A 16,982-nucleotide genomic window follows, 5' to 3' on the forward strand; every position below is an offset into this window, starting at 1 on the left:
TCCTAATAGTTGTAATTGGTTTAAGAATATTGGTAGGAGAAGTTGTATTACACTAACAAAAATTAGCCCATAATATTTATACTTAGTGCTAGACTGTAATAGTGTATAATTAGAGTGATTAGCATTTAACCATAGTAAACTGGCGTCATTGCGAGAAGGCGTAAGCCGACGAAGCAATCCAAATTTATTGTTTTCTTGGATTGCTTCGTCGCTACTATAAGTAGCTCCTCGCAATGACAACTGGGAATTTGGCGTGATATTAGTCGGGTTAGCTGTATAATTAGAGTGATGCCAACATAGTTTTTTGGCAATCTTATAATGATAAAGTAATGACATAGCAGAACTGATAACAACAATCACCAACTCGAGCCACAGATTTTCAACAATCAACAACTCAAAAATAGAAAGCTTAATGAAAAACATACTACTTATTGGCAAACCACAGCTACAAATTAGACTAAATACTACCAAGACACGCCATAACATACTGGTACTGGGTATGCTATGAGTATCAAAATAAGCAATGATTAGAAATAGAGCAATCTTATTAAGGCTATCAGCTAACAAAAATGGAGTTAGGATTAATTCACCTCTAGGAACGACTAATAACAAAAATATATAACCAATTTGTACTGCCGAAGAATATATCACAATATTTCTGACTTTTTCTTTGCTTCGGCAAGCAAAATATGTACATAAAATAATAGTTACCAAAGCGATCGGTTTGATAAAAATTGCTAAATCATTAATGATTATACTGTAATCAATGGTAAAATGAATGAACCTCAATATTATATAAAGACCCATTATACTAGAGATACTGGCAAGATACGTCAAAATGACCGGAGCAACCGAAGAATAGCTTCGAATCATCCAAAAATGCATCGGGAAAAAAGCCGTTTTTAATATAGCTCCAATTAGAAAAAAACTAATAGCTAGCTTGACTATTTTACAGTCATAATTTGTTTGAAGTAACATTGAAACATCTGACATATTGAGACTACCAGTACTACTCAATAAAAATCCAATGGCTATTAATATCAAAGTTGCCCCGACTGTACCGAGCATAAGATAATCGAAAGCACCGATAACAGCCTTGGGGTTATTACCCTGTGCTATTAGGGCATAAGCACTTAATGAAGATATTTCAATAAATACATAAAGGTTAAAAAGGTCATTAGTACTCAATATACCGAGATATCCGCTATGGGCAAATAATAAAAGTGCGTAAAATAACGATTGCCTTTTTTGATCAATAAATTTAAGTACGGTAGTTGCCAGCAATTTGTTACAGAAAATTAGAAAAAATAATAATACGCCATTAATGTAGGTAATTATAGGTTGATTCAGGTAGTCTAGTCTATATTCAATACCTATGGGGGCATGCCAATTACCAAAATCATATGATATGGTACCTTTATTAATTACCGATAATCCATAAATACTTAAAAATAAACTTAGTGCAATCGAAATAACTGCTATAATTCGAGTGACACGCACATAACGAAAAGTTAGTATTGAAAATAATGCCCCAAAAAATGGCAACAATACTTGTAAAGCTGGAAAATGTTTAATTAATATCATTTATTTCAATCATTCGGAGTCGCTTCGCTAAAATTAATTTCATGCTCCGATATAGTATTAAATTGCTTAGAAATACGATAAATCAAGCTAAGCCCTAATGACAATGTAGCAAAACCAACAACAATAGCCGTGAGCATTAGCACCTGAGGTAATGGGCTTACATAAAGCTGAGAATTCTGCAGTAAACTACGCTCAATTGGCACAATACCCCCATTTACCTTACCAAGCATCAGGTAAAAAATTAGCACAGAGCTTTGCATAACACTAAGCCCTATGATTTTACGAACATAATTATCACTGATTAACATTATAAACAAACCACTAGTTAATACGAGCAGTGTTAAAAAATATAAAATTTTTGAGATATATATAGCTTCTAAAAACATTGTTCCTTAATTAATACACCCAATATCATTGCAATGACGTCAGGTTGTTTTTTCTATTACTTTTATGCCATGCGTATAGTCAATTCAAGAGAATTTGGGGCTAGGAACGATGGAGCGACGCCTAAAGTAATAGGAGAACGGCAAGCGATGACGTTCCTTCTCATCAATTGACTATATATTAATCACCGCGTTGCAACCAATGCCCTTCAGCCGGCGATAGGTCACTTGCCACAGCTCTCCTATCATCAAATACAAAACATTCTCCTTGCCATAAATTGCTATGATTATGGGTATCTTCTAAATATTGTAAGATACCACCTTTAAGATGGTAAACATCATTAAAACCAAGTTTCTTTAGATAGGCTGTTGATTTTTCACATCTAATTCCACCAGTACAATACATCGCTATTTTCTTGCCAACAAGTAGGTCTTTATTTTGTTCTACCCATTTTGGAAATTGCTTAAATGTCTCTGTTTTTGGGTCTATAGCACCTTTAAAAGTACCGATACACACTTCATAGTCATTCCTAGTATCTATTACTACCACATTATTTTGGCTAATGAACTTGTCCCAATCTTTTGCTTCAATATACTCTCCCTTAAGATTGGCAATATCAATATCGCCAACTGCCATAGCAATAATTTCTTTTTTAAGCTTTATTCTCAATTTTTGAAAAGGATGAATATCACAGTAATTTATTTTAATATTTACATCTTCCGCTAACGTAAGGCTAATAATTTCATCTAATAAAAAATTTACCTGTTCTTTTGCTCCAGAAATTGAACCATTAAACCCTTCAGGAGCTAAAAGAATAGTCCCCCTAACCCCTCTTTTCTTGCCAAGATATAAAATCTTTGGCAGCAAAACTTCAAGATTTTCTAGTTTAGTAAAACTATAAAAACTTAATACTGATATTTTAACATTATTATCCATAGTAAACATTATATTTTTTAAATTTAAAAAGCATATTTATTTCCAACAGTCTCCCACAACTATTGTAATTCCAAGTTAAATTGTCATTCCTGCTTCGGTGCGGAATCTAAGACCCCGCACCGAAGCAGGGGTGACACTAAGTCAAGCAGAGGTGACATCTTTTTATAAAAATACCAAATCTAATTTGTTACCGGCAAAGCTATAAACATAGAAACACCCCTCCTCTGTACCAATAAGATTATATTTTGTTTCTTCATAGCTCTGGCATTTTCATACAACAAATTTAACTGCTCTACTGAAATTATTGGTTGTTGATTACATGCTATTACTAAATCACCAACTTTAAATTTATAATTTTTTCCATCCTTAGCAAGATCAGTTACAATAATACCATTAGCTTTATTGCCAATGGCGAATTTTTGTTTAAAATTATCGGTTAAATTACTAAAAGTAATATTATTTTTTACAATAGAGGTTTTATCACTCACCTTATCGCTTGCTATTCTAGCCTCTGGTTCCTCTTCTTGACTAATCTTACCACTTAGCTCGTGATTCTTACCATCACGTACGACTACAATTTTTACCTCTTGATCAACGGTAGCTTCAGCAACCATTACCTGTAACCTTCTTGAACTTTTTACTGGTTGTCCAGCAAACTCTATTATTACATCTCCAGGCTTTATACCAAATTTCTCACCTGCACCATCTTTTTGCACTTCCACTACTAATGCTCCATAGGCTTCTTTTAACCCAAATCCTTCAGCTATTTCATTAGTTACTTCTTGAATTATTATCCCAAGACCACCACGATTAATTTTTCCATTTTGCCTTAGTTGGTTGATAATTGATTTGGTGGTATTAGATGGAATGGCAAATCCAATACCAATATTAGTCCCAGAAGGTGAGAACATTACGGTATTGACTCCTATAACTTCACCATCAATATTAAACATTGGTCCACCGGAATTACCATTATTGATAGCCGCATCAGTTTGTATAAAATCATCTACTATACCACTATCAATATCACGCCCTTTTGAAGATATGATACCAGCAGTGACAGTTCCTCCAAGTCTACCAAAAGGATTACCGATAGCAATAACCCAATCCCCTACCCTAGCTTTACCAGAATCCCCAAATTTTACAAAAGGCAAAGGATTTTCTGCCTCAATTTTTAAAAGAGCAAGATCGGTTTTTTGATCACTACCTACTAATTTAGCTAACATTTCTCTATTATCAGTTAATTTTACGTGAATCTCATCCGCATTAGCAACTACATGATGGTTAGTAACAATAAAACCAGCCGCATCTATAATAAAACCAGAACCAAGCGGAACAGATTTAGGATTTGAATACATTTCATCAAAATTAAAAGGTAAATTAAAACGCTCCAAAAGTTCATTTAAATAATCAAACGGAAAATATTCAAAAGATTTTTTATGAAAATCTTCTGACTTTTGACTATATTGTACGGTATAAACATTTACCACAGCTGGAATAAGTGGCTCAACAATATCGGCAAAACTATAGCGAGGAGATTCAGAGGCTTTTATTGATGGTACACTAGATTCCTCAGTAGCAGCATCCTTAGTTAACGAAATTTGATTTAATGGAATATTTTCAGCAAAAACAGATGATGCCAACCATAGGCTCATCAGAAAAGCTATAAATAAATATTTTAGTAAATTATTATACTTAATAATATTTTGAACCATATCATCTATTTAATTAACTGTAAAACGTCATTACGAAAAACTGAAAATAACTAACCGTCATTGCGAGGAGACCGCAAGGTCGACGAAGCAATCCAGGAAAGTGATTAAAATAGATTGCCACGACCACTATGTGGTCTCGCAATGACATATATGTAAACCAAACGTCATCAATTAACTATTATTTCCCCAAATTTAAATATTTAAATAACTCGGCTTCTGGAGACAACACAAAAGAAGTATCCTCTTTCTTTAAAGTATTTTTATATACTTCCAACGATCTATAGAATTTATAAAATTCTGGATCAACAGAATAAGCAAGGTTATATATCTTGGCTGACTCCCTATCTCCTTCTCCTTTAATAATTTGAGATTGCATATAAGCTTCAGCAAGCAATATTTTACTTTCTTTATCAGCTCTTGATCTTATTCGAGATCCTTCTTCTTGCCCTTCAGCTCTTATTTGAGTTGCCTCTTTTTCACGAGCAGTTTGCATACGACGATAAATTGCCGCACTATTTTCTTTCGGTAAATCAGCTCTTAGAATTCTAACATCAATTACATCAAGTCCAAAATTTCTTGCCTCTTGATTAACTTGATTTAGGATATTTGACATTATCTCAGATCTCTCATTGGTAAGAAGGCTAGTTAAAGGTAATCTACCTATAACTTTTCTCATTGAAGATTCTAGGTTTTTATTAAGCCTAATTTTAACGCCCTGGTAGTTATGAACAGTTTTATAAAACATCACAGGATCAGTAATACGAAATTTGGCAAAAGCATCAACGATTACCCTTTTTCCATCAGAAGCAGTTAGCTCCTTTGCCTCTGCCTCTACGTTTAAGATACGTTTATCAAAAAACTCAACATTTTGAATAAATGGAATTTTGATATTTAATCCAGGTTTTTCAATTGTCCTTACTGCTTCACCGAATTGAAATACCACAGCAGAATAACGTTGATCAACAGTAAACAAAGCACTAATAACTGCTAAGAATAATCCAAGAGCTACAAAACTTATATAATAAATTGTCTTCATCCAGTACTACTCCTTAATTTTATTTTGCTGAATTGCCATATGCGGCAAAACGCCATTAGTACCCATAATAACCTTACTGGTATCCGTTAGAATTTTTTCTATAGCTTCTAAGTAAAGACGATCCTTAGTTATCGATTTATTAGCAACATATTGTGTATAGACAGCAGCAAATCTCTTACTATCCCCTTCAGCCTTTGAGATAACTTCTTGCCTGTAACCTTCCGCTTCTTGCAATATTCTAGCAGCTTCACCCCTTGCTTTAGGCAAAATATCATTATTATAGGATAGCGCCTGATTTATTTCCCGTTCTTTATCAGCTTTAGAAGTTTGTACATCCCTATAAGCATCGATTACTTCAACTGGTGGCTCAGCTTTTAGTAGTTGTACTTTTTCAATTTCAACACCAGCATTATAATGAACAAGGATTTCCCTGGTTAAAGCCTCAATTTTATTAGTAATTTCTTGTTTTTGGTCTGATAATATTGAAGAGATAGGGGTATTGCCGATCACTTCTCTTATCGCACTTTCAGCAACTATTTTTACCGACTCTTCTGGATTGACAATATTAAAAATATATTTTTCCAAATCGCTAATATGCCACATTACGTCACAATTTAGTGCAACAATATTCTCATCACCTGTAAGCATAGTGCTTTCAGCCATTATAGCTTTTGTATTATCCGTATTAGATCTAAGGTTATTTGCCGATCTATAACCAATCTCAATTCTCCGAGATTGGTTTACCTTCTCAACTACTACCTGTTCAAATGGCAGAGGAAGGTGATAATTCAAACCAGGAGACCCTTTGCGAACAAATTGACCAAACCTCATTACGGCTGCCTCTTCGCCCTCCTTAACTTCATAAACTCCGGAAGCAAACCAAATGGCAACTAATGATAAACACACTAATATCATTATGTTGTTGTTGAAACCAAAATTATTAAAAAATTCCTGGAAATTAAACTTATTTTTTTTCCTTGGTCTAGTAAATATATTATATTCACCTTTTTCATCCTCTTCAGAATCTCCCCAAGGGGATTTTTTTAAAATTTGATTAAACATTTTATGCTATTGCTATTTTGTTAATTTGTATATTATATCACTAAATATAGTTAGCACTAATACCTTATAAAATAAATTAGGAGGCGGTCTGCGATAACTAATTAATTATATCTTGTATCTCTAACTGCGTCAAGTTCGTTACCAAAAAAAAACAGCAATTATAAATTCAAAAGTAAAGAATGGATCATAATATATTTGAAATTAAATCTTGACTTCTATATAAAAAAGCTATTTTATCAATTTTAATAGTTTATGTTAACTTTTTTGTTAAATTAAACATTAATTAATATTTACAAATAGGACGCGATTTTTATGAAATATTTTTCCCTTAGTTATCTTATCACCTTCTGTGCTGTTGCAAATGCTGCTGCCGGAAGGTTTTTTAAGAACTCTAGCAATTTCACCAATAATACAACCCTAGACAATTATAGCCTTAATGCTATAGCCAAAAATAACCCTCACTTGCTAATTACGCATGAAACATTAGATAATGATTGGCTATTTCATCAATCCGGAGATCATGCTATAATTATTAGAGAGAATGGATTTAATATAGAGATTTTTACAAAGGAAGTAAAAAATAACACTTTTAATAAGTTGGTTTTATTGGAGAATCTAGGATACCAAGAAATAAAACAGATTATACAAGCGTGTGAAAATACTACAATTAGTGAGCTAACTGTGTCTATTCCCAACATAGACACAGAACTGGTAGTACAATTTCTACAAGAATTGCAAAAGACTAATATTACTAACTTGGTTTTTAAACCAAATAGTCTAAATACTCATGATTTGTATAAAATTGCTGAAGAAATAGCAAAAACCAACATTGCTACATTAGAGATATCAGACTCCCATGTAAGAGCTCAAGAACTAACAAATCTTATATTAGGGCTTAAAGGCAGTAAAATTAAGGAATTGAAGGTATCAAAAAACAATATAAATCCACTCGATCTAGAAAATTCAGGAGAATTTCTATCAGCCGTTGAAAAGACTGATATTATCTCTCTTAATATCAAAGGTATAACTGATAAAAATTTGCCTATATACAAAGCGATTCAACAAATACTACAATCGCATCAACAAACAAATTCTTTAGAAAGTTCTACCACTCAGCAAGAATCTGCTGCAGATACTACAGAGCCTAATAAAGAACTTGAGGAATTTCTTGATTTTACAGCAACCCCATCCAAGCAAAATACTACAAATTCATTTTCACTTCCCCTTACATTAACATTTCTGGGAGTGGGGGCAGCATTGCTGGGTAGTATTGCTGCTTGCTGCTATAAACATTTCAAATCAGGCAATGGTGATAATTATAATGATTCTACTGTTGATTTAGTTGGTGATGACGGGGTAACAAATGTTTAGTACTAATATTTTTTTAATCGTGTGCATTTAAATCATTAGCTACTCAGTAATTATTGACGAATATGTCTTAAATTGCTAATTTTTGTAACATCTAGATTGCTACTAGACCTTATAGGGTTAATATCTATGCCTCCACGTCTTGTATATCTGGCATAAACAGTTAATTCATCGGGTGTACAAAACTTACTAATATCACAAAAAATACGCTCAACACATTGTTCATGAAACTCATTATGATTACGAAATGACACCAAATATTTTAATAAAGAACTATGGTTAATTTTTTTGCCTCGATAGCTAATTTGTACTGATGCCCAATCTGGTTGATTAGTCACTAAACAATTTGATTTGAGCAAATTAGAATATAGTACCTCATCGACGATCTTCGTATTATCTTCCAATAATTTTGGCAAATTTTGACTAATTTCAAAACTAGTAATTGTCACATCTAATTTATCGAGATTTATACCTGAAAAAGACTGCAGCCTAGTGCCATCATATGACTCTAAATCTTTTAAAAACACTATTACATCTGACCCAAATATTAGACCTAAATCCCTGGTAATTAACTCTATTACTTGCTCTGAACTGTTAAGCTTAGTATTACTAAAAGAATTTAAGTAAAGTTTTAGTGACTTTGATTCTATAATATTAGGTGAATCGCTACTCACCATAAATTCCAATATCCGTATCTCAGGTTTACCAGTTTGGTTTAGCCAAGAGACCTCATAACAATTCCAAATATCAAAGCCATAAAAAGGTAAATCACCTATTATCTGTAATTGCTCTCTAGCAAATTTACGACTAATTGGCTGTAATAAACTATTATCGTACACATCTATATACGCAGTTTGCTTGCCGAGTATAGTTTCAAAATCCATTTTATTTTATCCAGTAAGTCATGTAATTCGGATGTTCTACACCATTTAATAAATATTTGAAACCCATAGCAATCCTTAATATAAACCACACCAACAAACATATATACAATACAGGTCCAATTAGTATTATAGTGGTTATTATAGATATCATCATACCAACGAATCCTATCCAAAAAGTCCGCCATATAAAAATATAATGGCTAGATAAATATTTATTTTTAATATCCTTATTAATATAGGAAAAAACTGCACCAATAATAGGTAATAACGGAGCAACTATTCCACACAAAAATAATATATAAATTACCACTAGATTAGTTCTTCCGGCTGCTATATATTTTCTAACTTCCTTATCCATTTTCATCTCTTTAAAATTAGTATATCTACCGTTATTGCAAGAAAGAGCGTAGGTTGACAAAGCAATTGTAAGTTGTCATTCTTAACAATGGCAGGAATCCCTGCAGGTATGAGACAAAACAACATTGTTTCATCACCCCCTCGCTAATAGCAGAGTAATGCTAATAGGGTTGCCTATAATTATACAACTAGTATATAATCATATGAATTTCAAGCCATTATTTTAAATTTTTATAATGGCTTGATGATTGTTCTAACTAAAATATAAGCAGCTTCATTACCCTGAGATGCTTATACCAACTGATAATTAACTAAAAGACGAGGCTCTAGTCGTAATTATACCTGAATTATAACATATTTATTATAATATTTGATAGATAATAAATCTACCTATAATTTTGTTTTAAATAATGATTTTTTACTATTTACTGATTTTTGTTGCGATTGCTTTCTAAAGTTAGATTTGCTCTTATGTAGCTCTATAATTTCCTTGGTTACCTTTACTACAAAAGCTGGTTCAATCTCACCTTCCATACAAGTTGTCTTAAAAGATTCGCTACCACCAAAAATCCATGATTTTGCTTCTAGTTCAAGCTTTTTTGCAACACGTAATTCTGATATATTGGTTGCATCAATAATTGCTTGGGTAATAATAGCTTTACGTAAGATGACATCAGGTGAACTAGTGTATGATTTAAGGCGTTCAAATGGGGAAGGGAATTTAATAACATTAGATATATTTATTTTGTTTACCATAAATTTATTACCATATATTGATTTCAATTAGGTTCTGCATGCAGAACCTAAGAAGTATAATGATTTTTATGGTTGTACTAATAGTTTCGAGATAAAAATTTGTAAATATTTTAAATTATCTTAATATTTATAGATATTATGTGGTATAACTCACCTTATACTCGATAATCAAGTTTTTTTGCAGATTTGAATAAAATATAGGATAATGGTTGTCACCCCTGCTTTACTATACCGTCACCCCTGCGTAAGCAGGGATCTTAGATTGCCACATACTCACATAAGCGTCAATTTAAGAAAACAAGAATTGAAAAACCGTCATTGCGAGGAGACCGTAAGGTCAACGAAGCAATCCAGAAAAGTGATTAGAAATAGATTGCCACGCCACCTACGGTGGCTCGCAATGACGACTTATTTTCTTAAGCTGACGCCTATGTGCCTACGCGGGAATGACAATTTATAACTTAGTGTCACCCCTGCGTAAGCAGGGGTCTAGATTCCCGCCTATGCGGGAATGACAATGGGAAGAAGCGGGAATGACAAGTTTAAATATAGTCAACTTATCATCAATTGACTATATCAAAAACCCTAAATATAAATATTATCTCATCGGCTGCTTCTTTTAGATAATCGAAACGACCAGAAGAGCCTTTATGCCCTGAATCCATATTAGTTTTTAGCAATAATATGTTATTATCTGTTTTTGTTGCTCGAATCTTTGCTGCCCATTTAGCTGCTTCCCAATACCCAACTCTAGGGTCAGAAATTCCAGCCGTGATAAATAGACTCGGGTAGTTTTGAGCTTTTATATTATCATACGGAGAATAAGACTTAATATAGTTAAAATAATCTAGCTCTTTAGGATTGCCCCACTCCTTAAATTCACTAGGGGTTAATGGCAGTTCTTCATCGAGCATAGTATTTAATACGTCAACAAAAGGCACATGGGCAAGGGCTGCTTTAAATAATTCTGGTTGTTCATTAATGACCGCTCCAATTAACATCCCCCCTGCACTTCCCCCACAAATTACTATATTACCCTGGCTAGTATATTTTTCTTTAATTAACTGTTTAGCAGAAACAATAAAGTCATCAAAAGTTCTTTTTTTATTGAGGAATTTAGCAGCTTGATACCAATCATGCCCAAGATCGTCTCCACCTCTAATATGAGCAAGAGCATAAACAAACCCACGATCTACAAGAGAAATAGCGGTATTCCTAAAGGATACTGGTATGCTGATACCATATGAACCATAACCATATAAATATAAAGGATTCTTCCCATCCTTGTTAAATAATGATTTTTTATATAATAAGGTAATTGGTACTTTAACCCCATCATTATCAGCAAATATTCTTTCCACCATATATTCTTCAGGATTAAAGCCACTTGGTATTTCCTGTACTTTCAATATTGATAGTTGCTCACTGTTAAAATCATAACTATAAGTGGTGTTCGGTCTAGCAAGCGAAGAATAATTTACTCGAATATCATCTTCATCAAAATTAGTAGAGAAGGCTGAAGCAGTAAAAGCAGCATCCGGGAAATGAATAATTTTTTCATTCTGCTCTTTAAGATGCTTTATTTTAATAACTGGTAATCCTTGATCACGATAATTAACTATTAAATAATTGTTAGTAATATTAAAACTAGCTAAATATTTAGTTGGGTCTTCTGGTATATAATTATTTTCCCATAAATCATTTTGAAAATTACGCACATTTACTAACACTATGCGAAAGTTTTTTGCCCCTTCATTGGTATTAATATAAAAATTATCACCATTATGCTCAACATCATAAAAAACTCCTCCCTTTAGAGGTCTAAGAAGCTTAGGCTCAAAGCTATGATCCCACATTGCTAGAACATATGTTTCATTTGCATCATGACCAGATACATCAACGAAAATATATTGTCGACTGGATGACTTACTAACGTTCAACTGATATAATGGATCTGTTATATGATGTACTAACTTATCATCGGAAATTGCATGATCTATGAAGTGAATCATTAATTTATCATGACGAAAATTCTCATTAATCGGCATATAAAAGAACCCTTTCAGATATTCATGCCAAATTATAGTGCGACTCACATTATGTATTTCATCTGGTAAATATTCTTTGGTCTTTAAATTATAGACTTTAATTGTATATTTTTCATCCCCGGTAAAATCAACACTATAAGCTAGTAGCATATGATCGGGAGAGATTGATACTAGACCTAGATCAGTAAATTTATTATCTTTAGCAATAACATTGATATCTAATATAATTTCTTCCGGAGCATCTATTGACCCAATTTTTCGGCAATATATAGGATATTCAGCATTTTCTTCAGTTCTGGTATAATAATAGTAATTATCTTTTTTTACGTAAGTTGACTGATCAGCAAGTTTAATTCTGCCCTTTAACTCCTCAAATATTTTATCTTTTTCTTTTTGTAATGGCTCAAAAAATTGCTCGGAATATTTATTTTCTGCCTGTAAATATTCTATGATTTTTTTATCGCTAACATTAGGCCATTCGATATCTCTAAGCCAGTTATATTGATCTGTAAATTTTTTACCGTGCAATGTAAAACTGTAATCGATCTTATCGGCTATAGGTGGCTGCATTTTGCCCTCATTTAGTGCTTATTATTATAAAAGTAATTAACGATATAATTACGACTAATAGACTTGTTGATTGATTATGCAAAGATTTTATCTTACGTAAAGCATTTTTTTCTACTCTTTTCAAAACAGGGTATTCCGCCCCTAGTCTATCATTAAAATCGTGTCCCACTAAGTGATATTTGTAATAAATACGACGAAAATTATTTTCAACAAACTGAAATAAATCTAAATTTATGTTAGCAGTTGAACGTCTAGAAATCTTTTTACTAAAAACCACACTAAGCAATATACCTATTATTATTATTACTATTTGCTTTACTATATCCAACCAATTTATATCAAGTGTTTCAACAGGATAAGATGACCATACTAATTTTAAGCCTTGCTCTAAAAAGAAATTAGTTGCCAATACAAATGATAGCATGACCAATAAGCTGACTTTGCTCAAAATATTCACTATAGGGTAAAAGTCCTTAGTCAGAGATTTGTATTTAACCGTAGAAAATAAAGCCGCACATGTTATAATTTTTAATAGGAAAATAGCATAATAATTAATATCCTGATTCAAAACATTGGTCACAATAATTTTGCTAACAAAACTAGCAAGAGGAGGTAAGGCTATAATGAATAATACACTAACTATTGAACTACCAAGCAATAAAGGGCTTCTCCATGAGTAAAGCCCTTTTATCTCAGAGCAATTTTCTACATTACCTTTATCTATTAATATAGCAACATATAGACCAAATAAAGCTTTATACAATATATGGACAAAAAGAAAAACTATGATTCCTAAATTTGCTTGTTGAGATTTTGTGCCAATGGCAATCACCATGAATCCAAGCTGAGAAACAGTAAGATAACAGACTAATCTCTTGATGTTATCTTCTATACAAGCATAAACCCCACCATATATAATCATTAATAATCCAAAGAATTTAAGTATTTCTAAACCACTAAATAATTTAAGAAGTATAATGATCGATATTTTACTAGTAAAGCTGGTTAAATATATCATCCCTGAAGTTGAGACAAATGGATAACAATTAACAATCCATCCGGAAAAAGGTATGCTCGCTACATTAATTAAGCAACCACTAAGTATTAGAACATAAAAGATAAAAGAAGCATCTCTGTTCTCTATCAATTGGCTAAGAGAAATAATTTGTATGTTAGAACTATTGGTGATTATATAACTAATCCCTATTAAGATAAGACTACCACTTATAAGATGCGTAAGGAAATACTGTCTTGCCGCCCTAATACTATTTTTACAATTACCGTAAAAAATTAACAAAGTGGCACATATCATCATCATTTCTAGAGCAACAAACATCGAGATAAAATCCCCAGCAAATAAACAGATCAAGGAAGAGGCTGAGTATAAACTACCTATCAATACCTCAAATTTTCTGTTTTGGCTAATGGCATATAGGTTAGTCCCCAACGTTATCACCATAAAAGCAAGTGCTATTAATTTATTTTCATTACTAAAATTAATAATAAAACTATTATTATATAGATTAATTACCGCCTCATTTTGGTTGTTAATTAATAATATACCAGCAATTATTGGATAGATTATTGAGGTAATATAAAATGTCTTTCTAAATTTAAAATAGAGAAACAGGATAAACAAAAGAATAAGTAAGGTAGGGTAAATCATCATTAACTAGATTATGGTTTTATATAGCTGATCAGTTAAGGTTTTGATAATTCCTCCTAGTAGCAACGAATCAAAGCTGCTTCTCGCAATGACGTTTAGGGGGGCTTAGAGTAGTATCAAAAACTTATTCTGGTTAGCTAATCAGATACTAATAATCATATAGTATATTGATCGTATAATATAGTAAATTCATATTAACGTATAATTGCTATGTCAACTCCCCTTATTGACATTCTGTATCAGATGTGATGCTATTGAATAATAAATACAATTGGAGCGATCTTATGGCAGCTAAACGATTATTAGTGTCTTTAGACGAGAAAATATTTAATGAAATTGTTGATATTGCTAAAATCAACAATGAATCCCTATCTAAAATAGCAAAGGATCTTATTATAACTAGTTTAGAACTTCAAGAGGACAAAATATTAGCTAAATTAGCAGATGAACGAATAGATAATACTAAGGAATGGATTAGTCATATGGACAGTTGGAAATAATGTATAATCTTCTTTATTCAGATCAAGTTATACACAAAGATATCTCTAAGCTTCCTACACTAGTAAAATCTTTAATAAAAATAACCATTGAAAAAAAGCTATTATCTGATCCAATAAAATTTGGCAAACCTTTAAAACATAGCCTCAAAGGTTGTCGCTCCCTCAGGATTGGTGATTATAGAGTGATTTATCAAATAATAGATACGACAATTAAGATATTAATAATTCAACACCGCAAAGATTGCTATAATCATTAGCCTCCCACCTTTCATCAATTGGGTTAAGTATATCACCTTTAATTTCAGCCTTTCCCTTTATAGTCAATTGATGAGAAGTTGGTGACTTTGTCGCTCAATGCTTGCCTATTACTTATAGGCGTCGCTCCATCGTTCCTAGCTCCCAAATTCTCCTGAATTGAATTGACTATACGTCAAAAGTGTGGAATGGTGGAGGAGAAGATACTGTCCATTCGAGAGTATTAGCCCCATCGCCCCAAGGATTATTTGGGCATTTTTTGCCATATTTCAGAGTGTAAATAACAATGAATACAAAGTAAAGAGCCGCAATAAAGGAAATAACTGCTCCGATAGATGATACCATATTCCAGCCGGCAAAAGCATCCGGATAGTCCGGTATTCTTCTTGGCATCCCAGCTAATCCCAGAAAATGCTGAGGGAAAAATGTCAAATTAACGCCGATAAACGTAATCCAAAAATGAATTTTGCCCATCATTTCAGGATATTGTCTTCCTGATATTTTACCAAACCAATAATAGAATCCAGCAAATGCAGTAAATAAAGCCCCAAGCGACATAGTGTAGTGAAAATGTGCTACCACATAGTATGTATCATGTAAAATTCTATCGATTGCCGAATTTGATAATATTATGCCGGTAACTCCACCAATAGTAAATAACAAGATAAACCCTATGGAAAACAACATAGGGGTTTCAAAAGTAATTGATCCTCCCCACATTGTGGCAATCCAGCTAAATATTTTAATACCAGTAGGCACCGCGATAATCATTGTACCAGCGGTAAAATAGATTAATGTATTGTATGAAAGACCAACAGTAAACATATGATGAGCCCAAACTATAAAACCGACAAACCCTATAATTACCATAGCTATCACCATACCTAAATAACCAAATATCGGCTTACGAGAGAAAGTAGAAAGAACCTGACTAACTATCCCAAACCCTGGCAATATTACGATATATACTTCTGGATGACCAAAAAACCAAAATAAATGCTGAAATAATACTGGATCTCCGCCCCCTTCAGGTTTAAAGAAAGTAGTACCAAAGTTTCGATCAGTCAATAACATGGTTATTGCACCACCTAATACTGGAATTGCTAGTATCAGCAAGAAGGCAGTAACCAGAATTGACCAAATAAATAGAGGCATTTCAAATAACCCCATACCATCGGTTCTCATATTAAAGATAGTAACAATCATATTGATTGAACCAAGAATAGAAGAAAGTCCTGTAATATGTAAACTTAAAATAGCCATATCGACTGCTGCCCCAGGATGTCCCACTAGAGTACTTAGAGGGGGGTAAAGCGTCCAGCCAGTACCTGCACCACCATCAACAAAAGCCGAAAGCATTAATAACATAAAAGCAGGAACAAGCAGCCAAAAACTTATATTATTTAGCCTTGGAAAAGCCATGTCCGGTGCACCTATTAAAATTGGTACAAAATAATTACCAAACCCACCAAATAAAGCTGGCATAATCATGAAAAATACCATAATTATCGCATGAGCAGTAATTAATACATTATATAGTTGGTAATTTGCCCCTAATATATGCCCACCGGGCATTGCTAATTCTAGCCTAAAAATAACAGAAAATAACCCTCCAACAATCCCAGCAAATATGGCAAATATAATATACATTATGCCAATATCTTTGTGATTGGTAGAGAAAATCCATCTTTTTATACCTTTAGGGGTTTGGTGATGATCTGTTGTTTGATTCATAAATTATCCTTTTCTATCTTGAGATTATTATAGCAGAAAAGTCATAAAGAGTAGCATATTTCGCATAGGCGTCTACGTTTTATAGTCAATTCAGGAGAATTTGGGGCTAGGAGCGATGGAGTGACGC

Annotated in this window: 15 protein-coding genes and 1 pseudogene; 4 read left to right on the plus strand and 12 right to left on the minus strand. The window is 32.8% G+C overall.

The window, feature by feature from the left end:
• Positions 1-309: 309 nt before the first annotated feature.
• A pseudogene (locus ACQH1V_RS07180) lies at positions 310-1,584 on the minus strand (proton-conducting transporter membrane subunit); the annotation flags it as partial.
• 5 nt (positions 1,585-1,589) lie between these two features.
• On the minus strand, positions 1,590-1,949 hold the full coding sequence (locus tag ACQH1V_RS07185) for a Na+/H+ antiporter subunit C (protein WP_094649174.1): 360 nt from the start codon (positions 1,947-1,949) through the stop codon (positions 1,590-1,592).
• Between the two features lie 54 nt (positions 1,950-2,003).
• Between ACQH1V_RS07185 and ACQH1V_RS07190 the strand changes: the two genes are divergently transcribed.
• Positions 2,004-2,141 (plus strand): hypothetical protein, encoded by a 138-nt coding sequence (locus tag ACQH1V_RS07190; protein WP_425360297.1) that lies wholly within the window; start codon positions 2,004-2,006, stop codon positions 2,139-2,141.
• Positions 2,142-2,148: 7 nt separating this feature from the next.
• Here the strand turns inward: ACQH1V_RS07190 and ACQH1V_RS07195 are convergent, their stop codons facing one another.
• The 4 genes from ACQH1V_RS07195 to hflK form a co-directional block, all read right to left on the minus strand.
• Positions 2,149-2,904 carry a rhodanese-like domain-containing protein gene (locus ACQH1V_RS07195; RefSeq protein WP_425360298.1) on the minus strand — a complete coding sequence of 252 codons (756 nt, stop codon included), beginning with the start codon at positions 2,902-2,904 and terminating at the stop codon, positions 2,149-2,151.
• 179 nt (positions 2,905-3,083) lie between these two features.
• On the minus strand, positions 3,084-4,619 hold the full coding sequence (locus ACQH1V_RS07200) for a Do family serine endopeptidase (protein WP_425360299.1): 1,536 nt from the start codon (positions 4,617-4,619) through the stop codon (positions 3,084-3,086).
• A 178-nt stretch (positions 4,620-4,797) separates the two neighbouring features.
• Complete coding sequence (hflC, locus tag ACQH1V_RS07205) at positions 4,798-5,655, minus strand: protease modulator HflC (protein WP_094649661.1); 858 nt, start codon at positions 5,653-5,655, stop codon at positions 4,798-4,800.
• A gap of 6 nt (positions 5,656-5,661) precedes the next feature.
• Entirely contained in the window at positions 5,662-6,717 is a 1,056-nt protein-coding gene (hflK, locus tag ACQH1V_RS07210; RefSeq protein ID WP_425360300.1) for an FtsH protease activity modulator HflK, read from the minus strand.
• A gap of 312 nt (positions 6,718-7,029) precedes the next feature.
• Here hflK and ACQH1V_RS07215 point away from each other — a divergent pair, with 312 nt between their 5' ends.
• Positions 7,030-8,088 (plus strand): hypothetical protein, encoded by a 1,059-nt coding sequence (locus tag ACQH1V_RS07215; protein WP_425360301.1) that lies wholly within the window; start codon positions 7,030-7,032, stop codon positions 8,086-8,088.
• A 50-nt stretch (positions 8,089-8,138) separates the two neighbouring features.
• On the opposite strand, the gene queF is transcribed toward ACQH1V_RS07215, so the two are convergent.
• The 5 genes from queF to ACQH1V_RS07240 form a co-directional block, all read right to left on the minus strand.
• Positions 8,139-8,969, minus strand: coding sequence for an NADPH-dependent 7-cyano-7-deazaguanine reductase QueF (gene queF / locus ACQH1V_RS07220; protein ID WP_425360302.1), 831 nt, complete (start codon positions 8,967-8,969; stop codon positions 8,139-8,141).
• Position 8,970: 1 nt separating this feature from the next.
• Positions 8,971-9,327: a DUF4870 family protein gene (locus ACQH1V_RS07225; protein ID WP_425360303.1), complete on the minus strand. Its 357-nt coding sequence runs from the start codon at positions 9,325-9,327 to the stop codon at positions 8,971-8,973.
• 389 nt (positions 9,328-9,716) lie between these two features.
• Positions 9,717-10,082, minus strand: coding sequence for a hypothetical protein (locus tag ACQH1V_RS07230; protein ID WP_341748958.1), 366 nt, complete (start codon positions 10,080-10,082; stop codon positions 9,717-9,719).
• A gap of 563 nt (positions 10,083-10,645) precedes the next feature.
• On the minus strand, positions 10,646-12,700 hold the full coding sequence (locus ACQH1V_RS07235; RefSeq protein ID WP_425360304.1) for a S9 family peptidase: 2,055 nt from the start codon (positions 12,698-12,700) through the stop codon (positions 10,646-10,648).
• A 7-nt stretch (positions 12,701-12,707) separates the two neighbouring features.
• Complete coding sequence (locus tag ACQH1V_RS07240) at positions 12,708-14,369, minus strand: proton-conducting transporter membrane subunit (protein WP_425360305.1); 1,662 nt, start codon at positions 14,367-14,369, stop codon at positions 12,708-12,710.
• A gap of 251 nt (positions 14,370-14,620) precedes the next feature.
• On the opposite strand from ACQH1V_RS07240, the gene ACQH1V_RS07245 reads away from it, so the two are divergent.
• Entirely contained in the window at positions 14,621-14,866 is a 246-nt protein-coding gene (locus tag ACQH1V_RS07245) for a hypothetical protein (protein WP_133062958.1), read from the plus strand.
• A complete protein-coding gene (locus ACQH1V_RS07250; protein WP_094649631.1) occupies positions 14,866-15,123 on the plus strand; it encodes a type II toxin-antitoxin system RelE family toxin in 258 nt (85 codons plus the stop codon). Before ACQH1V_RS07245 ends, ACQH1V_RS07250 begins: the two co-directional genes overlap by 1 nt.
• Positions 15,124-15,289: 166 nt before the next feature.
• Here the strand turns inward: ACQH1V_RS07250 and ctaD are convergent, their stop codons facing one another.
• Positions 15,290-16,855, minus strand: a complete 1,566-nt coding sequence (ctaD, locus tag ACQH1V_RS07255; protein ID WP_425360306.1) for a cytochrome c oxidase subunit I — start codon at positions 16,853-16,855, stop codon at positions 15,290-15,292.
• Between the last annotated feature and the right edge of the window lie 127 nt (positions 16,856-16,982).

The sequence above is a fragment of the Candidatus Tisiphia endosymbiont of Ceraclea dissimilis genome (assembly GCF_964030735.1).
GTDB lineage: Bacteria > Pseudomonadota > Alphaproteobacteria > Rickettsiales > Rickettsiaceae > Tisiphia.

What these genes read in the sequence shown, in the direction of transcription:
- ACQH1V_RS07235 (WP_425360304.1), bottom strand. Translation starts at nt 12,700, where the DNA reads ATGCAGCCACCTATAGCCGATAAGATCGATTACAGTTTTACATTGCAC.
- hflC (WP_094649661.1), bottom strand. Translation starts at nt 5,655, where the DNA reads ATGAAGACAATTTATTATATAAGTTTTGTAGCTCTTGGATTATTCTTA.
- ACQH1V_RS07250 (WP_094649631.1), top strand. Translation starts at nt 14,866, where the DNA reads ATGTATAATCTTCTTTATTCAGATCAAGTTATACACAAAGATATCTCT.
- ACQH1V_RS07215 (WP_425360301.1), top strand. Translation starts at nt 7,030, where the DNA reads ATGAAATATTTTTCCCTTAGTTATCTTATCACCTTCTGTGCTGTTGCA.
- ACQH1V_RS07230 (WP_341748958.1), bottom strand. Translation starts at nt 10,082, where the DNA reads ATGGTAAACAAAATAAATATATCTAATGTTATTAAATTCCCTTCCCCA.
- ctaD (WP_425360306.1), bottom strand. Translation starts at nt 16,855, where the DNA reads ATGAATCAAACAACAGATCATCACCAAACCCCTAAAGGTATAAAAAGA.
- ACQH1V_RS07225 (WP_425360303.1), bottom strand. Translation starts at nt 9,327, where the DNA reads ATGGATAAGGAAGTTAGAAAATATATAGCAGCCGGAAGAACTAATCTA.
- hflK (WP_425360300.1), bottom strand. Translation starts at nt 6,717, where the DNA reads ATGTTTAATCAAATTTTAAAAAAATCCCCTTGGGGAGATTCTGAAGAG.
- ACQH1V_RS07195 (WP_425360298.1), bottom strand. Translation starts at nt 2,904, where the DNA reads ATGGATAATAATGTTAAAATATCAGTATTAAGTTTTTATAGTTTTACT.
- queF (WP_425360302.1), bottom strand. Translation starts at nt 8,969, where the DNA reads ATGGATTTTGAAACTATACTCGGCAAGCAAACTGCGTATATAGATGTG.
- ACQH1V_RS07190 (WP_425360297.1), top strand. Translation starts at nt 2,004, where the DNA reads ATGACGTCAGGTTGTTTTTTCTATTACTTTTATGCCATGCGTATAGTC.
- ACQH1V_RS07200 (WP_425360299.1), bottom strand. Translation starts at nt 4,619, where the DNA reads ATGGTTCAAAATATTATTAAGTATAATAATTTACTAAAATATTTATTT.
- ACQH1V_RS07240 (WP_425360305.1), bottom strand. Translation starts at nt 14,369, where the DNA reads ATGATGATTTACCCTACCTTACTTATTCTTTTGTTTATCCTGTTTCTC.